The sequence below is a fragment of the Xenorhabdus khoisanae genome, assembly GCF_001037465.1.
Classification (GTDB): Bacteria; Pseudomonadota; Gammaproteobacteria; order Enterobacterales; family Enterobacteriaceae; genus Xenorhabdus; species Xenorhabdus khoisanae.
This window is the reverse complement of sequence record NZ_LFCV01000145.1, coordinates 1-18,682: the sequence shown is the minus strand read 5'-3', so window position 1 is coordinate 18,682 and position 18,682 is coordinate 1. Positions and strand designations below refer to the sequence as shown.

The window sequence follows — 18,682 nt, the reverse complement described above, 5'->3', positions numbered from 1 at the left end:
ACATTCCCCTTATTCATACGCTTTCAGCGAAGAGCAAGCGCCACACTTGGCACAGCCTGCCTGTGTATTTTCCGAGTTCAAACCATGTAGTTTGAGTTGTTGCCCGATTTTCGGATAAAGCGACTGCATAAAAGCCGGATTAGGTTTAGGATGATGTTCCAATGGAGTTCCTTGAATCGGTACAAATGGTACGACAAATGGATACACCCCAATTTTCGTAAGTCTGGCGGTCATCTCTACGATTTCTAATTCGGTGTCACCCAAACCGACCAGAATGTAGGTACTGACCTGTCCCCGGCCGAACACCGCAACGGCTGCTTCAAATGCGGCAAAATATATTTCCAATGAAACTTCGGCCTTGCCGGGCATAATCTTCTGCCGTACACGTTCATTTACTGCTTCAAGGTGCATCCCGATCGACACAGCGCCCGCATCCTTTAAACGCTGAAACCATGCAAAATCATCGGGAGGTTCACACTGTACCTGTATTGGCAAATCGACTTGAGCCTTAATGGCTTTAACCGAGTCATATAAAATTTTGGCACCACGATCTGCCGTATTTGGTGTACCCGTGGTGATCACCATTTGCTTGACACCATCCAGCTCAACGGCTGCTTTGGCGACTTCTGCCAATTGTTTCGGGTGCTTGCGAATCAATGTTCGCCCATTTTTTATAGACTGATCAATTGAACAGAATTGGCATGCCGTTGCCTTGTCATTCATCCGAATGCAATGCTGTAACACAGTCGTTGCCAATACATCATGGCTATGTAAGGTTGCAATTTGCTCATAGGCAATACCTTCGGCCGTTTTTAAATCATAAAAACGTGGTCGTGCAGGTGCAGTTAATGTTGCTACAGGAATTCGGTTTTTAAAGACAGTCACCTTGTCGGAGTAAGGTTCAGGCTTTGCAGTGTAGGGTGACTCTTGTGCCATAAGGTTCCGCACCGGGATCATCATGGTCTGCCCGTTAAGGCTCAGTGCCTTATGGTCGCTTGGCCCTGCGCCACCTTTACGGGATAAGCCAAAATCGCCTTCCCATTTCAGACCATGACATTGCAAATCGGTCAATAATTGTATAGTAGACATCCTGATTCCCTATTATTGGTGTTTAATCAATGCGGTTCAGACATGTGCTTCATTAAATGTTGAAAGTTTTTCGAGATGGCTTTGCTCTGATGTTTCAACTTTCAGTTCGTGCAATACACGTGTTGGACGACGATCAATCAATAAGCTGAACAATTCGGGGCGGCTGTAATGCCCAACCGAATCCATCATGCGTTTGCGTTTATCAATCAAGCTGAAATCCAGATCGGCAATGCAATAACCTTCACCTTGCGTGAGCGGCTCAACTAAAAACTTGCCTTCGGGGGAAACAATGGCGGTAAAACATCCTCCTGAAATTGGTGCGATGTGACAGCCGGTATCTTGCATAATTTGCTGTTGCTGTTCGGGGTGCAGCCATGCGGTGGCATTGACCACAAAACAGCCAGACTCCAGAGCATGGTGTTGAATGGTTGCGCTGATTTGATCGGCAAAGACTTGTCCTACCAACGAACCAGGAAACATGGCAGCATGAATTTGCTCACCATCTGCCATCAAGGCAAAACGAGCCAGTGGGTTGTAATGTTCCCAACATGCCAGCGAACCAACACGTCCCACCGCAGAATCAATGGCACGCAGACCGCTGCCATCACCTTGTCCCCATACCATTCGTTCGTGGTAAGTTGGGGTAATTTTGCGGCGATGCTGAATAATTGAGCCATCAGCATCAAATAACAGTTGTGCGTTATAAATCGTACCGCCTGAACGCTCATTAATGCCGATCGACACTACCATGTTGGCCTCAAGACAGGCCTGACCAATTGCTGAAGTTGCTTCGGAAGGCACAACCACGGATTCATTCAATAATTTTAAATGTTCTTTACCCATGGCAAGTGGGGGTTGGACAAAGGAAAAATAAGGGTAATAAGGCACAACGGTTTCAGGAAAAACGGCAAACTGTACCCCTTGTTTTCCAAGCTCTGAAATAATGTCACAGATTTTTTTTACGGTAGCGGATTGGCTATAAAGTACCGGGCTACATTGCACTGCGGCAGCTTTAATGATTCTGTTCATGTCTTATTTCCCTTAGAGTTAAGACTTACTTAAACAGTCCAGGTATCAATGATTAAGGCATTGTCACGACGCATCAGCAGTTTCAAATCCATCACATCCAATGGATTAATCGGACGAATTCCCGGAATAAGCGCTTTTTCGGTTTGACCATACATCGATTGCAACGCAAAACGGCAGGCATAAACTTCACCACCTTCTTCCATAAAGGCTTTCAATTGATTATTGACGGCCAAATGACCCGGAAAAGCTTCCGCGCCTAAAGTTGGAAAACCGCGCTGTACACCTAACTGCACACCTGGGCCATAAAGTAAGATTTTGGTTTCAAAGCCTTTACGTAATAGACGCTTTGCCTGCAATACATTGATCAGGCCAATTGATCCTTCAAACGCAACGGTATGGAAAGTCACTAATGCTTTTTCACCCGGCAGGGCTTTGACGTCCTCAAACACTTTTTCTTCATAATCAACAAGAAAATCGCCATCTTTATATTGTTCGATATCTACTTTTGGCATAGCAGCTCCTAGTTCAATGTTATTTTGGAAGGAATCAATATGTATTCTTTCTGTGTTATTGCGAAAGCTGTGCCAAGTTATATTGGGGGAAGGGGCGTTATCTTTATCTGATTGAAAAATAGTAGTTAATTTTTATTAAAATATTTATGTGAAGCTAAATTGAACAGCTAGAAGGGTATGATTTTTCGTAGTATTATGAAATTTAGTAACTTAAATTACGAAACTTCATAATATGAATAATATAAATCGTATGAACACGGCTGACTTTATCTCGGACTGGGTAACAACTGAGGACTCTATTCGTCCATTGGTGTTTGAACACACATCACAGGCATTAATTGTATTAGATCCACACCAAAACCAGTTTATTGATGTGAATATCAGTGCCACTCAACTATTACGTTACGAACGTCATGACATTATTCAAAAAACGGTGACTTCTATTTTCGGTCATTTCAGCCAACTGCCAGATCTTCTGGCATTTACCGAAGAAGCATTGGAACAAGGTTGGGTCTGGAGTAATGAACTATACGCTTTTGATAAAAATGGCGGAAAAACTCAGTTAGATATTACTTCCATTTCATTACCTTATAAAAATAAAACATTGCTGATATGGTCGTTGGCGGATGTCAAAGAATTAGAACTGCACCAACAGAATAAAAATATCGATAAAGCCATTCAGACAGATTTAAAAGAATGGCAAGCCTTACAAGAACTGTTTATAGACTCCGACACAGGTAAGCATTTATTACTGAGTTCAGTGGGTGACGGTATTTACAGTATTAATAAACAAGGTTTGTGCACCTTTATTAACCCCGCCGGGGCTAAAATGTTGGGTCTGCAAGCTGAAGATGTGCTGAGTTACAATATCCATGAGATTCACCATCATACTCATGAAAATGGCGAGCCTTATCCTGTAGAAGAGTGCCCGATTTATGCGGCGGTACATGATGGTATTGTGTATGAAGGTATTCAGGAGATTTTCTGGCGCCGTGATGGCAGTTGCTTCCCCGTGGAATTTACCAGTACACCTGTGATTCGTGACGGTGAAATTATTGGCGCAGTAGTCGTATTCCGCGATATTACCGATCGGTTGAATACTGAAAAACAACTGACCCATGCCCTTGAGGAGTTGCGAGATTTAAAAAGCCGATTGGAGCAGCAAAACGAATATCTGCAAGAAGAAATTTTACAGGAAAATAAATACCATGAAATTGTCGGCAATAGCGCATCCATTTTACAGATCATTGAAAAAATCAAGGTCGTTGCCTCAACTGATGCCAATGTGATGATTTATGGTGATTCAGGCACAGGCAAGGAACTGATCGCCCGCGCTATTCATCAATCCAGTCACCGTAAACAGCAACCACTAATTAGGGTCAACTGTGCTGCCATTCCTTCGGAACTCTTTGAAAGTGAATTTTTTGGGCATGTTAAAGGTGCATTTACCGGGGCAGTGCGTGATCGGGTCGGACGTTTTGAATTGGCTGATCAAGGCACATTATTTTTAGATGAAATTGGCGAAATTCCGTTGGAGCAACAAAGTAAACTGCTGCGTGTATTGCAGGAAGGAACCTTTGAGCGGGTAGGAGAAGAAAAGACGCGGTATGTGAATGTGCGGATCATCGCTGCCACCAACCGTAATTTAAAAGAAGAAGTGAAACAGAAACGCTTTCGCGAAGATTTGTATTTCCGTTTAAATGTTTTCCCGATTCATTCACCAGCCTTACGTGAGCGTAAAGAAGATATTCCGCTTTTGGTAACACATTTTACTAAGTTAATTTGTGACAATCGTAAGATTAATTATCTGCCATTTTCACAAAAACATATTTTGGAATTACAGCAATATGACTGGCCCGGCAATATCCGTGAACTGCAAAATGTTATTGAACGGGCACTTATTACAGCAAAACAAGGTACTGTTTCCTTTAAATATTTGCTGGAACAAGATCAACAACCTAAAAATCTGCGTCAGAATACTCATAATGAACTTCAAAAAACTGAAGGAGTGCTGACCATGAGCCAACTTAAGGAATTGGAAATTAGAAATTTTTCTCTTGCCGTTGAACAATGCAAAGGGAAAATTTTTGGTGATGACGGGGCAGCAAAATTGTTGGGAATCAATCCAACAACATTGATCTCACGATTAAAGAAATTGGGGGTTGAGTATTGAAAAATTTCAGGTCAGAGGAATAAACTAATGTTTTTATTTATTGAATATGATGATTATCATTTCGCTAATGATTATTAATAGACTCTTGTGACTTATTTTCTATCTGAGTTAAGTTATCAGCGTTGTCCTTATTTTATTATAGTATATTTAAATGTCGTTCAGGTAATATCTGGGCGATATCTGACAAGATTAATCCATATAAATAAGGTGAATGTTATGATAAAAAAAGTGAGTATTTTTACAGGCTTGTTTTTCTATCTTTCCAAGATTATTTGCGAGTGAGCACTGTAATGTAGAGAGTTCCAATTTTTATTGGCAGGTTAGATAGCTGTTTTTAAATTATAATTCTGATTATAGAGGGGCTTTAATTGAGATCAAGGAGTGATTTAAGTGAGTTTTTTTTGATTTGGCAATGGGATGAAATCATCTTGACCTTTTACAGATAAAAAATGAGGAAATTATGTTTGAAATTAATAATCCAGATATTGTTACAGCAGACACGGAAAATATGCTGGTCATTGATATTATTTTAGGAATGGAGAGGGTTGGTTTACCCGATTCAGATATGCCGACAGTGGTCAGGTGGGGATATCAGAGTGAAGAAGGAGCAAGTGAAAACTGGCCTTCTTATGGTTCTTTAATTGCAATCGAAAACAACACGCCTATTGATATTGGTAAAACAGAATCACTTTTTTGGACAGAGATACCAAAATTAAATGGTGTTGATAGTTTTATTCAATGGAATGTGTCTTCTTATGCAAATAAAGAAAGTTATCAGAGAATGCGAGATCTATTTAAAAATAAAGTTCTTTATATAACAGTTGATGGTATAACCTATAATTTTGGTAAATATTCAAACATTATAGTCGGTGGTAACATCCCTCCCAGTTATACAATTGGCTATAACTATTTTGGCCAGACCACACCTGATGCAGAAAAATTAGGCAATATATTAAAGCAGAGGGGGGTAACTAAACGTCTGTATTTCAATTGGTGTGATGAATAACGCTCTTAAATCTACATTCTGAATTCAAGGTTGCGCTTCGGTGTGGAATCAACGGTAAAAACCGATAGAAGAATTAGGGGGTGTTGATGTTTTTTGTTCATCATTTATTCAGCCCACATGGGTAACCAGACAATGATAAACGCCAGTGCTAACATACTGGTGTAATTCCGTTCAAGTTTGTCGTATCTTGTTGCTATTACACGAAAATGTTTGATTCTGGTAAAGGCATTTTCCATCAAATGTCGGTAACGATATAAACACTTATCCATTTTTTGATCTAATTTTTGGCCCTTTTTGCGATAAGGGATCACCGAAACCGATTCTTGTTCTTCAATAACATTTCTCAAATGCTGGCTACCGTATCCTTTATCAGCTATTACAAAATCTGATAAAGGTGATTGAGACACAAAATTTTCCACATGAACAATATCAGTGACCTGATCACCCGACAGTTCAAAATGGAAGGGTAAACCGTAACTACCCGAATAGCCACCAGCAACTCGCCTGATAGTTAAGAATAAATTGTTGGAAATTTACATAAAGACGGAATATTATCATTCTTTAACGAACTATATTTATAGTTAATTTTATGTGACATTTTTTCATCTTTGAGAGTGGGTTAGTAATGAGTTGAGGAGAAGCAAAATGCCATTTAAGGAACCTTTTACACGAAAATTTATTACTGGGGATCTAATTTATGGATTACACCATGAAAGGGTAAAATACACTAAAAGATACGAGCCATTTAAAGGTATTAAGATTAGTATGACTAGGTCTAACATTCGGGCTGTAACAATAGATCAATATGTAGTTCCGCCCGAATTGAGTTTAGAGGATGGAGCAATCCGAACTCAGAACATGAGAACGACAAAAAAACTTCCCTACCATAAGAGCTTTACTTCACATCTTGATAATCACCCTAAATATCACACCGCATTGACGTCTGCGTCCGAAGAAGGAAGAGGTAAAATCTTTTCAAGAAAATGTAAAGGAGGATTATCTTGGATAACCTCGAGCATTGGCCATAATGATCTGGTCAAAAAGAATAGTATACATTTTATTCTTGATGGTATAGACATGAACTATGTAGTGAATAAAAAGATATATCCTGGAGCTAAAAATGATATAACTGCACATGAGTTGAGATGGATCTATAGAAAGAGGAAAGATATTAACGTACAAGAAAAAATACAATTTTGGCTGAATGGTCAACCAACCGTCCCACCTTGGGAAAGTGATGAAGGAAAGAAAATATGGAGGCGATATACACCAATGACTGAAATCGAGGAGGCTTTTAATTCTAGTTTGCCTATAAAATTATATTTCTAGGTGCTGTTGACGTTTTGTGATGAGTTATTGAACAGTATGAAGATTTGGTATAATCGTTTTCGCCAAAAAAATAACCAGACCTCAGCATCATGCTGTGAACTATGTCAACAGATACACAATGGAATAAGCTATCTGCATTCATGCAACATACAGGATTATTTACTACAAAACTGAACATCGCCAAGCGCTTGAAGGCATACTTTATCGCATGATAACGGGCATTCTATGGCACGACCTGCCTTCCAAATTCGGGAAATGGAATAGCGTCTTTCAGCGTTTTAATACTTGGTCAAAAAATGGTATTTTGCATATAATTTTTAATGGGTTATCTGAATTCGGTGGAATATGAAATGGTGGCGTAATTAGTTGGGAATAATTTCAAGGACAGATCAAAGATAGGAATATTAGACTAAAAAAACATCTAATATTCCTATCTTGGTATAGGCAATTGGGTTAATCTATTTCTTCCAACGCCTTGGCTAAAGTAGCATAAAAACTTAATTGCCCTTTGATCGGTTCGATTTTGGCTCTTGCCAGCGTTTTCAAAGGCTGAAAGGAGATATCACATATAACGATATGTTTCTCTTTCCCTGTCTCCCGAACAAATCCCTGAAAAGCATGCAATCCACCCGCATCCAGCACTGGAACAGCATCCCATTGCATAATAATGGTTTGATAATCAGCACCTTTTTCTTTCAATTCAGCAAAAATACGCTCTGCGGCAGCGAAAAACAGAGGGCCGTTAATTCGAACAACCAGCAGGCCTTTATCACTATTTGTTGAAGGAGAAATGCTAATTCGCGTCATATTGGCAATTTTGCGCATAAACAAAAGCGATGCCAGAACAATACCAATTGTAATTGCTATCACCATATCAAACAGAACCGTCAGTGACAGACACAACAGCATGACGATGATATCGTCTTTAGGGGCACGGCGGATTAAATCCACAACCTTATGGGCTTCACTCATATTCCACGCCACAATCAGCAAAATGGCTGACATCGCGGCAAGTGGGAGATAAGAGAGCATCGGTGCGAGAACCAGCAGCGTCAATAATACCAGCAGGGAGTGAATAACAGCAGCAATCGGTGAAGTTGCCCCTGCCCGCACATTGGCGGCTGAACGGGCGATAGCGGCGGTTGCGGTAATTCCGCCAAAGAAAGGGGCGACAATATTGCCCATTCCCTGACCAATCAACTCACCATTGGAATGATGTTTTTTTCCAGTCATGCCATCCAGAATAACGGCACACAACAAAGATTCAATTGCCCCTAACATGGCCATTGAAAATGCAGCGGGCAGCAGTGCTGATACTGTATTCCAACTTATATCAAAGGAATGAGTATCAGGTAAATTCCACGGCAGAATAAATTGGGGAAGAATAGGCGGAATACCTTGACCTTGTGTACCATCTTCCAGAATGTAGCTGAATGATGAGCCAATTGTTGCTACATCGTGGCCTAGCAAATGCATGATACCCATGATGCCAGTACCTGCAATCAAAGCCGGTAAGTGACCCGGTAACTTTAATCCCAATTTTGGCCAGAAAATCAATACCAGCAGCGTGGTAAAACCGATAAGTGTATCGCTCAACTGTAATGAAGGGAATGCTTGGGAGAGAGCAATGAGTTTATCGATATAATTTTCTGGCACATGCTCCAGTTTCAGGCCAAAGAAGTTTTGCACCTGCATGGTGGCGATAGTAATCGCAATACCAGAAGTAAACCCCAGCGTGACAGATAAGGGAATATATTCAATCAATCGACCCAATCGTGCTAATCCCATGATAAGCAGAATAATGCCTGACATAAGCGTGGCGATAAGTAGACCGCTTAAGCCAAACTGTTGTGACACGGGGTAGAGGATCACCACAAAAGCCGCCGTTGGCCCGGAAACGCTATAACGAGATCCTCCGGTGAGAGCAATAACAATCCCTGCAATAGCTGCTGTATATAGGCCATATTGCGGTGCAACACCACTGCCGATTGCCAAAGCCATTGCCAGAGGAATCGCAATAATTCCCACCGTGATCCCAGCAATCATGTCCTTGATGAAACGAGAAAAAGAGTAAGGTTCCTTCCAACAAGAGTCAATAAATGCACTAAATGGACGTATCCCCTTAATTTTACGAGTATTCATTGAAATAAAAACCAAAAATAAGACATCAAATGACGTGCTGAAAAAAAAGAGAAGCCAGCATATCGCTTTTATCAGCCCAGAAAGGTGTTATATGTCAAAAAGTTAACTAATAGATTAGCGTTCGTGAAATAAAAATCAAATGATTAAATTAGTTTTGTTAATGCTTGATCGAACTCAGCACTCTTTTCAGGATGCAGACTCAAAAGCTGAAAATAGTGGCAATCGAGCCAAATACGCAAACAATAGGCTGCCTGCCGCATAATAGGCAAATAATTTTCTGGCATAGCTATCTTGGCTTGGTTGCCAGCGCCAACGGTGTGTAATAGGGAGCAAATAACTGATCATGACTCCCACAGCAAGACCGGTGATCACATCAATAAAATGATGCTGCCAAGTCGTAAGAACCGATAATGCAATGAGGGCAGTCCAGATATGCAGCAATCCACGCCAATAACCATGTAAGTGCGCGGCATAACGCAACCAGAGTAACCATAGCAGGATGATATGTAATGAAGGTGCTTGGTTATAGGGCAGGTCAAACAGCTCCAGTTGATCGAATAACCACCCAAAAACGCCTTCGGTCGTGGGACGGGAAAACGAAAATTTCAGTGGAAATAGCAGGAATCCGACACAGGCAATCAGTGACGCTGTCACTAATCGCCAGCCATGAATCCCTTGCTCACGGCGGCAGGTACAGATAAACAGTGATATTCCGTAAAATAAATCGATACTCCAGTAAGGAATAATCGTCCATGACCAGAAAGGAATGTAACGCTCCCAACTGAACACCATAACTTCCACATCGTCTCTTTGTGCGGTGAGTTGATTGATTTGCCCGTAGGTAATAAAAAAGAACGGCGCCAGAAGCAACAGCCAGACAGCGGCTGTTAGCCACAAACGTGGGCGATTATTGTGAGGAAGTTTTGTCGGGCGTTTCATCTGCTTATTCTCAACGTTGGATTTTTTTGGCGATCGATACAGTGAAAATGCCCCAGTTATCAGTTAACTGATATTGATTTTCAAAACCAGCGGCTTCTATCAGCGTTCTCCCGAAAACTCCCTGGCCTTGTGGTTGATTGCGATAAACATAATCCAGTGTGGAACCGGAATCAAAACCTGTTTCCAGGCCGAGGCGAATGCCTTCAGACGTTCTGCCCAAACGTGTATTCATTGCCTTACGCATCAGTTTATAACTGAGATTTTTGGGGCATAGACGTGGTAACGGAAGCGATAATTCCCGAAACTCATCTGCGGTATGGCTCCAAATATCTTCATTGCTGTAATCATGTTGATAGCGGGGGATCGCAAAAACGCGCTCGATAAATGTGCATATTTTGCTGAAAACCAAATGGCGGTCTTTTTCGCCCAGTGTATCGTGGTAGAACCCTTCCATTACATGTTTTTCTTTAATCGGGGAATTCAACCGCCGGTAAAATTGATGCTGTGGTTTATGGTGCACAACATAATCGCTGCCAGAAATAAAGAGTTGGGTTGGTAATGTAATGGCACTGGCATCTTTCACTACACGTTCTGCGGTTTGATAAAGTTCTAATAGAATATTGACGGCGATTTCGCGGGTAATGAGAGGATCATTGTCATAAGAGGTGATGCGGGCTTCATCGTGGGTCAGGAATTTCGCTTTTACATAAGAATTGACGAAAAAAACGCCCCGCATTTTTTGCATTAGTTGCAATCCTTGCACCGCAAAGGGGACATACAGCTTGATATCAAACGCAGGGGCTGCGAGGATCATTGCCCGAATTTTGGGCGCGTAATCATGTACCCAAGCAGACACTAACACTGCGCCAACGCTTTGACCAATCACCACAATATTTTCCATTGCGATATCGTACTTTGTGGCAATAAACCTTACAAACTCATCAACATCATGAATTGACGTACCCATTGATGGGCTATAACCTCGTGGCCCTTCTGTTTTTCCGTGCCCACGGGCATCCCATGCGAACATTGCTACATCGGGCAGATTGAGTTCATCAACGACATGCTGAATTCGTCCTGAATGTTCATGACCACGATGGAAAATAATAATGGCTTTCTCCGTCTTAGTTTGTTCTTGTGGCCAATAACGGTAAAACAGGGAAGCTGAATCTGATGTGGTGAAATAATGCTCTTCAGCAATACGTTGATTTGATGATTGCGACTTTGATGAAAGTGCCTTCGATAACTGTGTCATATTAAAGCCTTATTTAGATTGTGACTTTTCAGCCAGCCTGATTTCACGCAAGGCTTTAACAACACGCTGATAGCAAGTCATCAAGAGTAAAATGCCCATGAAAGGAAACAAATAGTGGCTCCAGTTCAAGGCAGAAGGGAAAATGGCAATAATCAATCCATAAGTACCGAAGAAAAAAGCACGGTCACTTTTTCCCATTGGACCGTCATAGCGCCGTGATGCGCCAATAGTTTGTGCCAAAACGCCAATAAATTCCGTCAGGATGGTCAAGAATAAGATAACCAACACACCCGTACTGCTGACATTCGGTAAAAAGCAGAAGGGGAGATAGAGAGCGACATCGGAAATAATATCCCCAAGTTCATTATAAATAGCGCCTAAATGAGATTTCTGGTGGTGCTCTCGTGCCAACATTCCATCAATCGCATTGAGAGCCATACGGATAAAGAGAAAAACAGGCAGTAGCCAATAGAGAGCGAAAGACGGAAATAGGCTCAATAATGAACCAATAGCGATTGATAAAAACATCGCTCCCAATGTGACTTGATTAGCGGTAATACCCTGTTTGTGCAAAGAGATTACGATAGGACGTAAGAGGTTTTGAAAACGAGGTTTTAGATTATAGATAGTCATCTTGCCCTAAGTTCCTTATAGGCCAAATTATCATCATTACTAATAAAATAAAAAATGTAAATCCAATAAAAGAAAAATTGTTTGATAGATCAATAAAATTTTTATTGCTAAATGATGATGATAAACTTTATGAGCTTTAATTAAATAGCCGATTAATGTTAAGGATACAATGCATTGTCCAGAGCACAACGTTTGTTATCTCTTATGGAGATTTTGCGTAGTTACCATTTTCCTGTACAGGGAAAAGTACTGGCACAAAAATTAGACATTAGTTTAAGAACACTTTATCGAGATATTGCTACCTTGCAGGCTCAAGGTGCAATCATCGAAGGTGAGGCTGGTATAGGCTATATTTTACGGCCGGGTTTTGTCCTGCCACCATTGATGCTGACGCAGAATGAAATAGAGGCTTTGGCATTGGGTGCAAGCTGGGTTGCTAAACGTGCAGATCCACAGTTAAAAACATCCGCAACCAGCGCAATCAACAAAATTGCAGCAGTCATCCCAGCAGAATTAAAGCAAGTTTTGGAAACAAATTCATTATTAGTGGGGCCTGCTTCCACGAAAATTCAGCCTACCGTTGATATTCAGCAAATACGGCAAGCAATCAGTGACAGACGTAAAATCACCTTTACTTATCTGGATCTGAAAGGGAATCAATCCGAAAGGACGGTATGGCCATTTGCGTTGGGATATTTTGAAAATATCAGTATTGTCATTGGATGGTGTGAATTGCGAGAAACATTTCGTCATTTCAGGTCGGATAGAATTAATCATTTAAAGGTTGAAAAATGGTGTTATCCGCTTTCAAGACAGTTATTACTTAAAGAATGGCGGGAAACACAAAAAATACCGAATTAGTGACTATAGTGTATATAGAGCAAATCTCTCGCAATGAACGGGCGGCTAGAATATTCCTAATAACATTATTCTCACCCTTCAGTCATCCCGGATTTTTTTAAGTAGCATATGCACCAAATTCTTCGGGAATGCCAAACTGCCCAGCAGGAATTTTCTGGCTACGTTGTATCGCCATACTTTCCGGTGACTCTCCAATAAGCGCTAGCTTTCTGTTTTGGATGCCCTGTACTGGGTAAAAGTGATTAAAACAAAACAAATCAGAGCAAGAACGAAAAGCCCCCACATCAAACCTGCCGACGTTGTTGTATGCCCGCTGGCGAAAAACCATAATACGATAGCAGCTCCGGCCATCTTTAAAGCACCTTGTAAGGCACTGCCTGTGCCAGACAGCTCAGGATGACCATGCAAACTGATCCCAAGCAATAGCGGGGAAGAAAGTCCACATCCCAATCCTACCGCAAAACTATAACTAATGATCAATATAATTGATAATACCGGCGTAAAATGAATGGTAATGAGTGCTACTGCAGTAAAGAAAAGCAATAATGGGAGTGAGGCCTTAAGAATTTTTTCAGGGGTAGAATGTGACAACCATTTTTTTGTCAGCAATGAGCCTATGACAATTCCGGCAGAATAAATCATAAACAAATATCCATTCTGTGACGAGGATAAACCAAATTGCATCTGAAATACGAAAGGACTAGCAGTGAAATAACCAATTGTAATGGCAAACAAAACGGCAGATACAACACTGTATATAACAAAATTAACGTCAGATAACAGAATTCGAAAACCTGTTATTCTTCCTCTTCCCATTGATTTCATTGGAGATGTTTCCGGTAACGTCATTTTTACAAAAAATACACCGACCAGCATCATTACGGCGAGAGCGATAAAATTAAACTTCCACGGAAGATATTCTGTGATATACCCACCAATAACCGGAGCAAAAGCAGGTGAAACCTGTGATGCCATTGAAAAAACAGCCAGCGATTTGGATAATTCTGTCTTATCACGGAAAGTGTCACTGAGTATCGCTCTGCTAATAACAGGACATCCACCTGCGCCAATACCGGTCAGAAGCCGGAATAGCGACAGTGTGTGAAATGATTCAGCTGTAGAAGTCAGATAGTTACCGACAGCGGAAAATAATAAGGAAAACAAAATGACAGGTATACGCCCGTGTTTATCAGAAAGTGGGCCATAAAAAAGCTGAGAGACAGCAAAACCCAAGAGATAATAAACCACAAGGCTTTGTGCCTGATTGTCAGTAATTGATAATGCGGTTTTTATTATAGGTAGCGCAGGGTTATAGAGGTCTATAGAAAATAATCCTAATACCAGTATAACGCACGAGTTGATGATAATGAGTTTTGATTTCATGCTCTTTTACCTTTCATACGAGTAGGAGTTTTCTTATACGTTTGTTGTATTCTCTGTTTGGTGTCGCATGCTGGTTATCGCATTTAATCTCAATCAAGAACGGATTGTTCTGTTGCATTATGTCAGCAATATATTTCTGTAATTCATCAGGAGAATGCACACATAGAGAATCGATCCTTAATCCTTTAGCTAATTGACACCAATCATAATCAGGGATTTGTGTCAGATCTGTCCTGTTATCTTTATTATTAAAGTAGCTTGCTGCATAAGATGCATTATTAAAGACAATAAAAAGTATATTACGCTGATATTTTGATGCAGTAGCTAACTCCATTCCCTGCATCAGCATGCAACCATCACCCGTTATGACCATGCATTTTCTGTCAGGGGCTGCAAAACTGGCTCCTATACCAGCCGGGATGCTCCAGCCCATAGGACCAAGTGTGGTTGCTGATATATACGCTTCAGGTCTGTGAGCGATCCAATAATGACCAAAGAATGATCGGTGCGCACCGGAATCAACACTGACTACTCCGTTTTTCGGAAAATGTTCCTGAAGGATACTGACATAAGAAGCAGGGTGTCTGGCGTGATTACCCGTTGCGCTGAAATCAATCGGGAAATACCTAGGAACTGTGCTGAGATGCTGTACCCATTTCTCCCGTTCCGGTCGTCCTTCAATGAGGAGCTTATGGTGATACTCATCGAAAGCCTGCAAAAATGCGCTGCTGTTTGCAGTGATCCCACAAGTGATATCAAGGTATTTGCCAAGATATTCCGGATTAGTATCGACCTGGATAGTTCCGCCAGGAAGCTGCAAGTCTGGAGACCATAGCATGGTGCTCCATTGGGTGGTGTCCATCCCCAGCAGAATAATACCTTCCAACTCCGGGTCCTTAAATGCTTCAATGGCTCTGGGATTACCTGAATAGCCGTAAATACCAAGTGACAGGGGATGATCTTCTGGAAATAGTCCCTTACCACTTAAAGTGGTTACTACAGGGAAATGATATTTTTCTGCAAATGCCAGTAATGTATCAGCAGTTTCAGGGGTTTTACTACGCAACCCCGCAAGAATGATGCACCTACGAGCTTTGACTGTGAAGGTTCTGAATTCAGGCGAACTGATTTTCTTTATATCCACTGGGCGATTCTGCCAGGAATCCATGACATTTGAACTGATGTCGGAACGGTTTTCATCATATTCATTTAATACTTCTTTGCTTACACCCAAATAAGCAGGGCCTTTTTCAACACCTTTCATTGCCCGGAGTGATTCTCTCAGAAAGCGACTGAGAGGTTGACCCGCCTTAACTTCAAATGCTGCACGGGTAACCGGAGAGAAAATATCACGCTGATTAATTCCCGATTGGGTACTGTCCTGTAACACATTGTGCATTTCCATTGAGGAAGATATTTGACCAGCCAGAAGTAAAACAGGAAAGTTGTCAGTGTAAGCGGAGGCGATACCTGTCAGAGTATTTGTAACACCTGGGCCACCAATAACCAGACATACACCAAATGTGTCAGAAACACGGGCATATCCCTCAGCCATATAAGCAGCGCCTGTCTCGCAGGCTGTCACTACCGGAACAGGAAAAATGTCCAATACTGAGTCATTATCTTTTGGATAACATTTCATGAAAGCATTGATGAGCTTACCAGGTATCATGAAGAGATGAGAAGCATCCAATTGGCGCAGTTGCCTTAATATATAAGACGCCCCATTTTCCTTATATTCATAATCTGAAGTTGCCATGGCTCATAACCCTATGAATTGTATATTCTGTTGTTTCATTATGTTCAATGAATCCGGCTGAAATGAATTCGGATACAGGACATTGGGCATATCTGCAAAATATGATCTTGGGCTTTTGGGCAGATAATCTGAAACATGCATACTGCGTTGCGCACGATCCCTGAGATATTGTAGGTATGGCTCATTATGCCGTTCTGAAGCAGACACAGTCCACTGTAAAGCCAGTTTGGTGTTGTCAGGTGCTTTATCGGGATAACTGCTCTTGTGAGTTATTCTGTTATCCCAAAGAATAAGATCACCAGCCTTACTCATGATAATTTTCTCGTATGCTTGTGGGGTATCCAGCATGCTTTTTACAGTCGTTTGATCTAATCGATGAGAGAAGGGGATCAGTGTTATCCCTCCACCATGTTCAGGGTCATTGTCCTGCAAATAGATAGCGCATTGCATAAACTGTAATGGAGCTTCAGGATTTATTACTTCATCGGGTAAAAAATATGCATCATTATGCCAGGGAATATAAACACTTTCTCGAATAGTAAAATTAGGAAATAAAGAGAAATTCCTACCAAAAATTTCTTTGATAGCTGTGACTACTTTATCTTTCAAAATCACATGAAATACATCAGGATATTTTAATATATCTGTTGGGAGAAGTGTGGAAAGATTACTTTTTTTGGCGGTTTTTTTATAAAACGCTCTAACCATGTTAATTTCTTCTTTATTTATTCCCTCTGGAATGACAACATAACCTTGTTCTTTTATTTGCTTGATATTATTCATATTGGTAGTCTCTTGAAAATTAATAATTAGTTTCCTATATATAGGTATATCGAAAATATCATTCGACTTTTCCATATTGGGGAGTGACTTCTTGGAATGTGATCCCCAATTGCTCAAATTCTTTAAAAAAATCAGGAAATGAACAATGAACATCTTTATAACCATCAATATAATTAGCTTGATGGCAACGTAATGATGCTATAAACAAAGACATAAAAATACGATGATCCCCCCAGCTGGAAAGTATGCAATTTCCAGAGTAGGATGGAGCGCCATGAATTTCGAAACCATCATAAACATCATTGATAAACAGGGGGCGAATATTGACGCCCAGTTTTAGCAATTCGTTGATCATTGCTTTGATCCTTGGAGATTTATGAAGACGGGTAATAGAGCCTCCAGTAACTCTGAAACAACCATCCACATAAATTCCCAGAGCAGCTAGAGTCGGTACAATGTTAGGGCAGTCGCTGACATTAAATTCATAATTCCCAGTCAGTTGGCCTTTTTTATTAATCAGGCGAGTTTCGTTTTGTTGATCATTGCGAATAACATCCAACCCCATTTTCTCAACAAATGTCAGAATAGCCTGTTCTCCCTGTAAACTCTTACTATTGATATTCCTGAGTGTTAGGTCACATGGAAACAGAGTTGCCACAGCGACAAGATAGGAACATGAAGTGTAATCGCCTGTTATTGTATATTCGGCAGGATTATACTTACCCGGAAGTACTGTAATTTGGGTGAAATTTTCATTATGTTGAAATTGGATGCCTGCTATTGTCAGAACTTCTAATGTCTGTCGAATATATGATAACGATAGAATTTCCCCTTTGATTTTAATCGTGGTACTTTTCTGAGCAAGTGGAGCTGTAAGCAGGATTGCTGTAATAAACTGGGAACTGATGTTTCCTTCGATTTTACATTCTCCGCCAATATATCCTCCCCAGTTGACAAAGGGGGCTTTTCCGTTCATATGAACACTAGAAATGTTTCCCCCCAATTCAATAAGAGCATTCAGCAAAGGCTCCATGACACGGGTTCTGAGAATGGCGTCACCAGATATCACCGCTGGCGTTTCGCTGTGACAGGTTAGGGCAGTCATTACACGGAAGACTAACCCGGAACCAAGAGCATCAATGACTTCTTTATCAGGACTAATTTTCCCGCCAGTACCATAAATAATTAGCCGTCCAGACTCCTCAATAATTCGGGCCCCAATACTACGGCACGCTTCCTTCATTGTGCTGGTTTCCAGACAGCGTAAGTCGTTATTTATAATTGACTTACCATTAGCCAGACTGGCGGCCAGAATAGCTCGTTGGGTTTCTGGTTTCGATGACGGTATATAGGCGGAATGACGAATATAATTAGATGGATTAACAACTAGATACTTTATTGATGACATAATGTTTATTTTCCTTTCTTAATATAACATTACAGATAAGTGAAATGATTTTATATTCAGTAACTTTACGGTGTGCTTCTGTATTATATATCATGGGGATTTCGTATTTATGAAAACTAATATTCGATGCATTCTTATGTTTTGATAATATCAATGCTATATTATTTATCGTAAATTTCCTGATTATTATATAGTTTTATAGGATATATGGTTCTTTATTAGAATGAAAATAAATTTACATCAGATAATCTTATGTAAAAATTACCTTCTCCCTTATCATATAAATCTGCAGTATTGTACTTAACAGCGATTCAATGTACTGTATACATTATTTTTTTAATCACATTAATTCAAATATATTTTATTTATCAGTCTATAACT

General features: G+C 40.6%; 15 protein-coding genes and 2 pseudogenes. 5 read left to right on the top strand and 12 right to left on the bottom strand.

Annotation, left to right across the window (positions count from 1 at the left end):
• Positions 1-9: 9 nt before the first annotated feature.
• From AB204_RS17745 to AB204_RS17735, 3 genes are read right to left on the bottom strand one after another with little or no spacing between them, the layout of a single operon-like run.
• Positions 10-1,089 (bottom strand): MSMEG_0568 family radical SAM protein, encoded by a 1,080-nt coding sequence (locus tag AB204_RS17745; RefSeq protein WP_047964711.1) that lies wholly within the window; start codon positions 1,087-1,089, stop codon positions 10-12.
• A gap of 36 nt (positions 1,090-1,125) precedes the next feature.
• Entirely contained in the window at positions 1,126-2,118 is a 993-nt protein-coding gene (locus AB204_RS17740; protein WP_047964710.1) for a Nit6803 family nitrilase, read from the bottom strand.
• Between the two features lie 29 nt (positions 2,119-2,147).
• Positions 2,148-2,630 carry an MSMEG_0572/Sll0783 family nitrogen starvation response protein gene (locus AB204_RS17735; protein ID WP_047964709.1) on the bottom strand — a complete coding sequence of 161 codons (483 nt, stop codon included), beginning with the start codon at positions 2,628-2,630 and terminating at the stop codon, positions 2,148-2,150.
• Between the two features lie 232 nt (positions 2,631-2,862).
• Between AB204_RS17735 and AB204_RS17730 the strand changes: the two genes are divergently transcribed.
• Both AB204_RS17730 and AB204_RS17725 read left to right on the top strand, forming a co-directional pair.
• Positions 2,863-4,803, top strand: coding sequence for a sigma 54-interacting transcriptional regulator (locus tag AB204_RS17730; RefSeq protein ID WP_235428132.1), 1,941 nt, complete (start codon positions 2,863-2,865; stop codon positions 4,801-4,803).
• A gap of 460 nt (positions 4,804-5,263) precedes the next feature.
• Positions 5,264-5,809: a DUF7823 domain-containing protein gene (locus AB204_RS17725; protein WP_047964708.1), complete on the top strand. Its 546-nt coding sequence runs from the start codon at positions 5,264-5,266 to the stop codon at positions 5,807-5,809.
• A 104-nt stretch (positions 5,810-5,913) separates the two neighbouring features.
• On the opposite strand, the gene AB204_RS17720 is transcribed toward AB204_RS17725, so the two are convergent.
• A complete protein-coding gene (locus AB204_RS17720; RefSeq protein WP_268802308.1) occupies positions 5,914-6,342 on the bottom strand; it encodes a transposase in 429 nt (142 codons plus the stop codon).
• A 112-nt stretch (positions 6,343-6,454) separates the two neighbouring features.
• On the opposite strand from AB204_RS17720, the gene AB204_RS17715 reads away from it, so the two are divergent.
• Complete coding sequence (locus AB204_RS17715; RefSeq protein WP_047964706.1) at positions 6,455-7,138, top strand: hypothetical protein; 684 nt, start codon at positions 6,455-6,457, stop codon at positions 7,136-7,138.
• Between the two features lie 101 nt (positions 7,139-7,239).
• Positions 7,240-7,472 (top strand): annotated as a pseudogene (locus AB204_RS23615) (transposase); the annotation flags it as partial.
• Positions 7,473-7,591: 119 nt separating this feature from the next.
• Here AB204_RS23615 and dauA read toward each other — a convergent pair.
• The 4 genes and pseudogenes from dauA to AB204_RS17695 form a co-directional block, all read right to left on the bottom strand.
• Entirely contained in the window at positions 7,592-9,280 is a 1,689-nt protein-coding gene (gene dauA / locus AB204_RS17710; RefSeq protein WP_047964705.1) for a C4-dicarboxylic acid transporter DauA, read from the bottom strand.
• 237 nt (positions 9,281-9,517) lie between these two features.
• Positions 9,518-10,219 (bottom strand): annotated as a pseudogene (locus AB204_RS17705) (phosphatase PAP2 family protein); the annotation flags it as partial.
• A gap of 10 nt (positions 10,220-10,229) precedes the next feature.
• A complete protein-coding gene (locus AB204_RS17700; protein WP_072061472.1) occupies positions 10,230-11,474 on the bottom strand; it encodes a bifunctional alpha/beta hydrolase/class I SAM-dependent methyltransferase in 1,245 nt (414 codons plus the stop codon).
• A 9-nt stretch (positions 11,475-11,483) separates the two neighbouring features.
• Positions 11,484-12,107 (bottom strand): CDP-alcohol phosphatidyltransferase family protein, encoded by a 624-nt coding sequence (locus tag AB204_RS17695; RefSeq protein ID WP_047964704.1) that lies wholly within the window; start codon positions 12,105-12,107, stop codon positions 11,484-11,486.
• Positions 12,108-12,281: 174 nt separating this feature from the next.
• Between AB204_RS17695 and AB204_RS17690 the strand changes: the two genes are divergently transcribed.
• Complete coding sequence (locus AB204_RS17690) at positions 12,282-12,968, top strand: helix-turn-helix transcriptional regulator (RefSeq protein WP_047964703.1); 687 nt, start codon at positions 12,282-12,284, stop codon at positions 12,966-12,968.
• A 201-nt stretch (positions 12,969-13,169) separates the two neighbouring features.
• On the opposite strand, the gene AB204_RS17685 is transcribed toward AB204_RS17690, so the two are convergent.
• Genes AB204_RS17685 through aroA form a run of 4 tightly spaced genes read right to left on the bottom strand, consistent with a single transcriptional unit; the run spans position 13,170 to position 18,301 of the window.
• Positions 13,170-14,351, bottom strand: coding sequence for a Bcr/CflA family efflux MFS transporter (locus AB204_RS17685; RefSeq protein WP_047964702.1), 1,182 nt, complete (start codon positions 14,349-14,351; stop codon positions 13,170-13,172).
• A gap of 13 nt (positions 14,352-14,364) precedes the next feature.
• Positions 14,365-16,110 (bottom strand): thiamine pyrophosphate-binding protein, encoded by a 1,746-nt coding sequence (locus AB204_RS17680; protein WP_047964701.1) that lies wholly within the window; start codon positions 16,108-16,110, stop codon positions 14,365-14,367.
• A gap of 3 nt (positions 16,111-16,113) precedes the next feature.
• Positions 16,114-16,893: a phytanoyl-CoA dioxygenase family protein gene (locus tag AB204_RS17675; RefSeq protein ID WP_047964728.1), complete on the bottom strand. Its 780-nt coding sequence runs from the start codon at positions 16,891-16,893 to the stop codon at positions 16,114-16,116.
• A gap of 58 nt (positions 16,894-16,951) precedes the next feature.
• The gene (gene aroA / locus AB204_RS17670) at positions 16,952-18,301 is read right to left on the bottom strand and encodes a 3-phosphoshikimate 1-carboxyvinyltransferase (protein ID WP_047964700.1); all 1,350 of its coding nucleotides are present in this window, start codon (positions 18,299-18,301) and stop codon (positions 16,952-16,954) included.
• Positions 18,302-18,682: the final 381 nt, after the last annotated feature.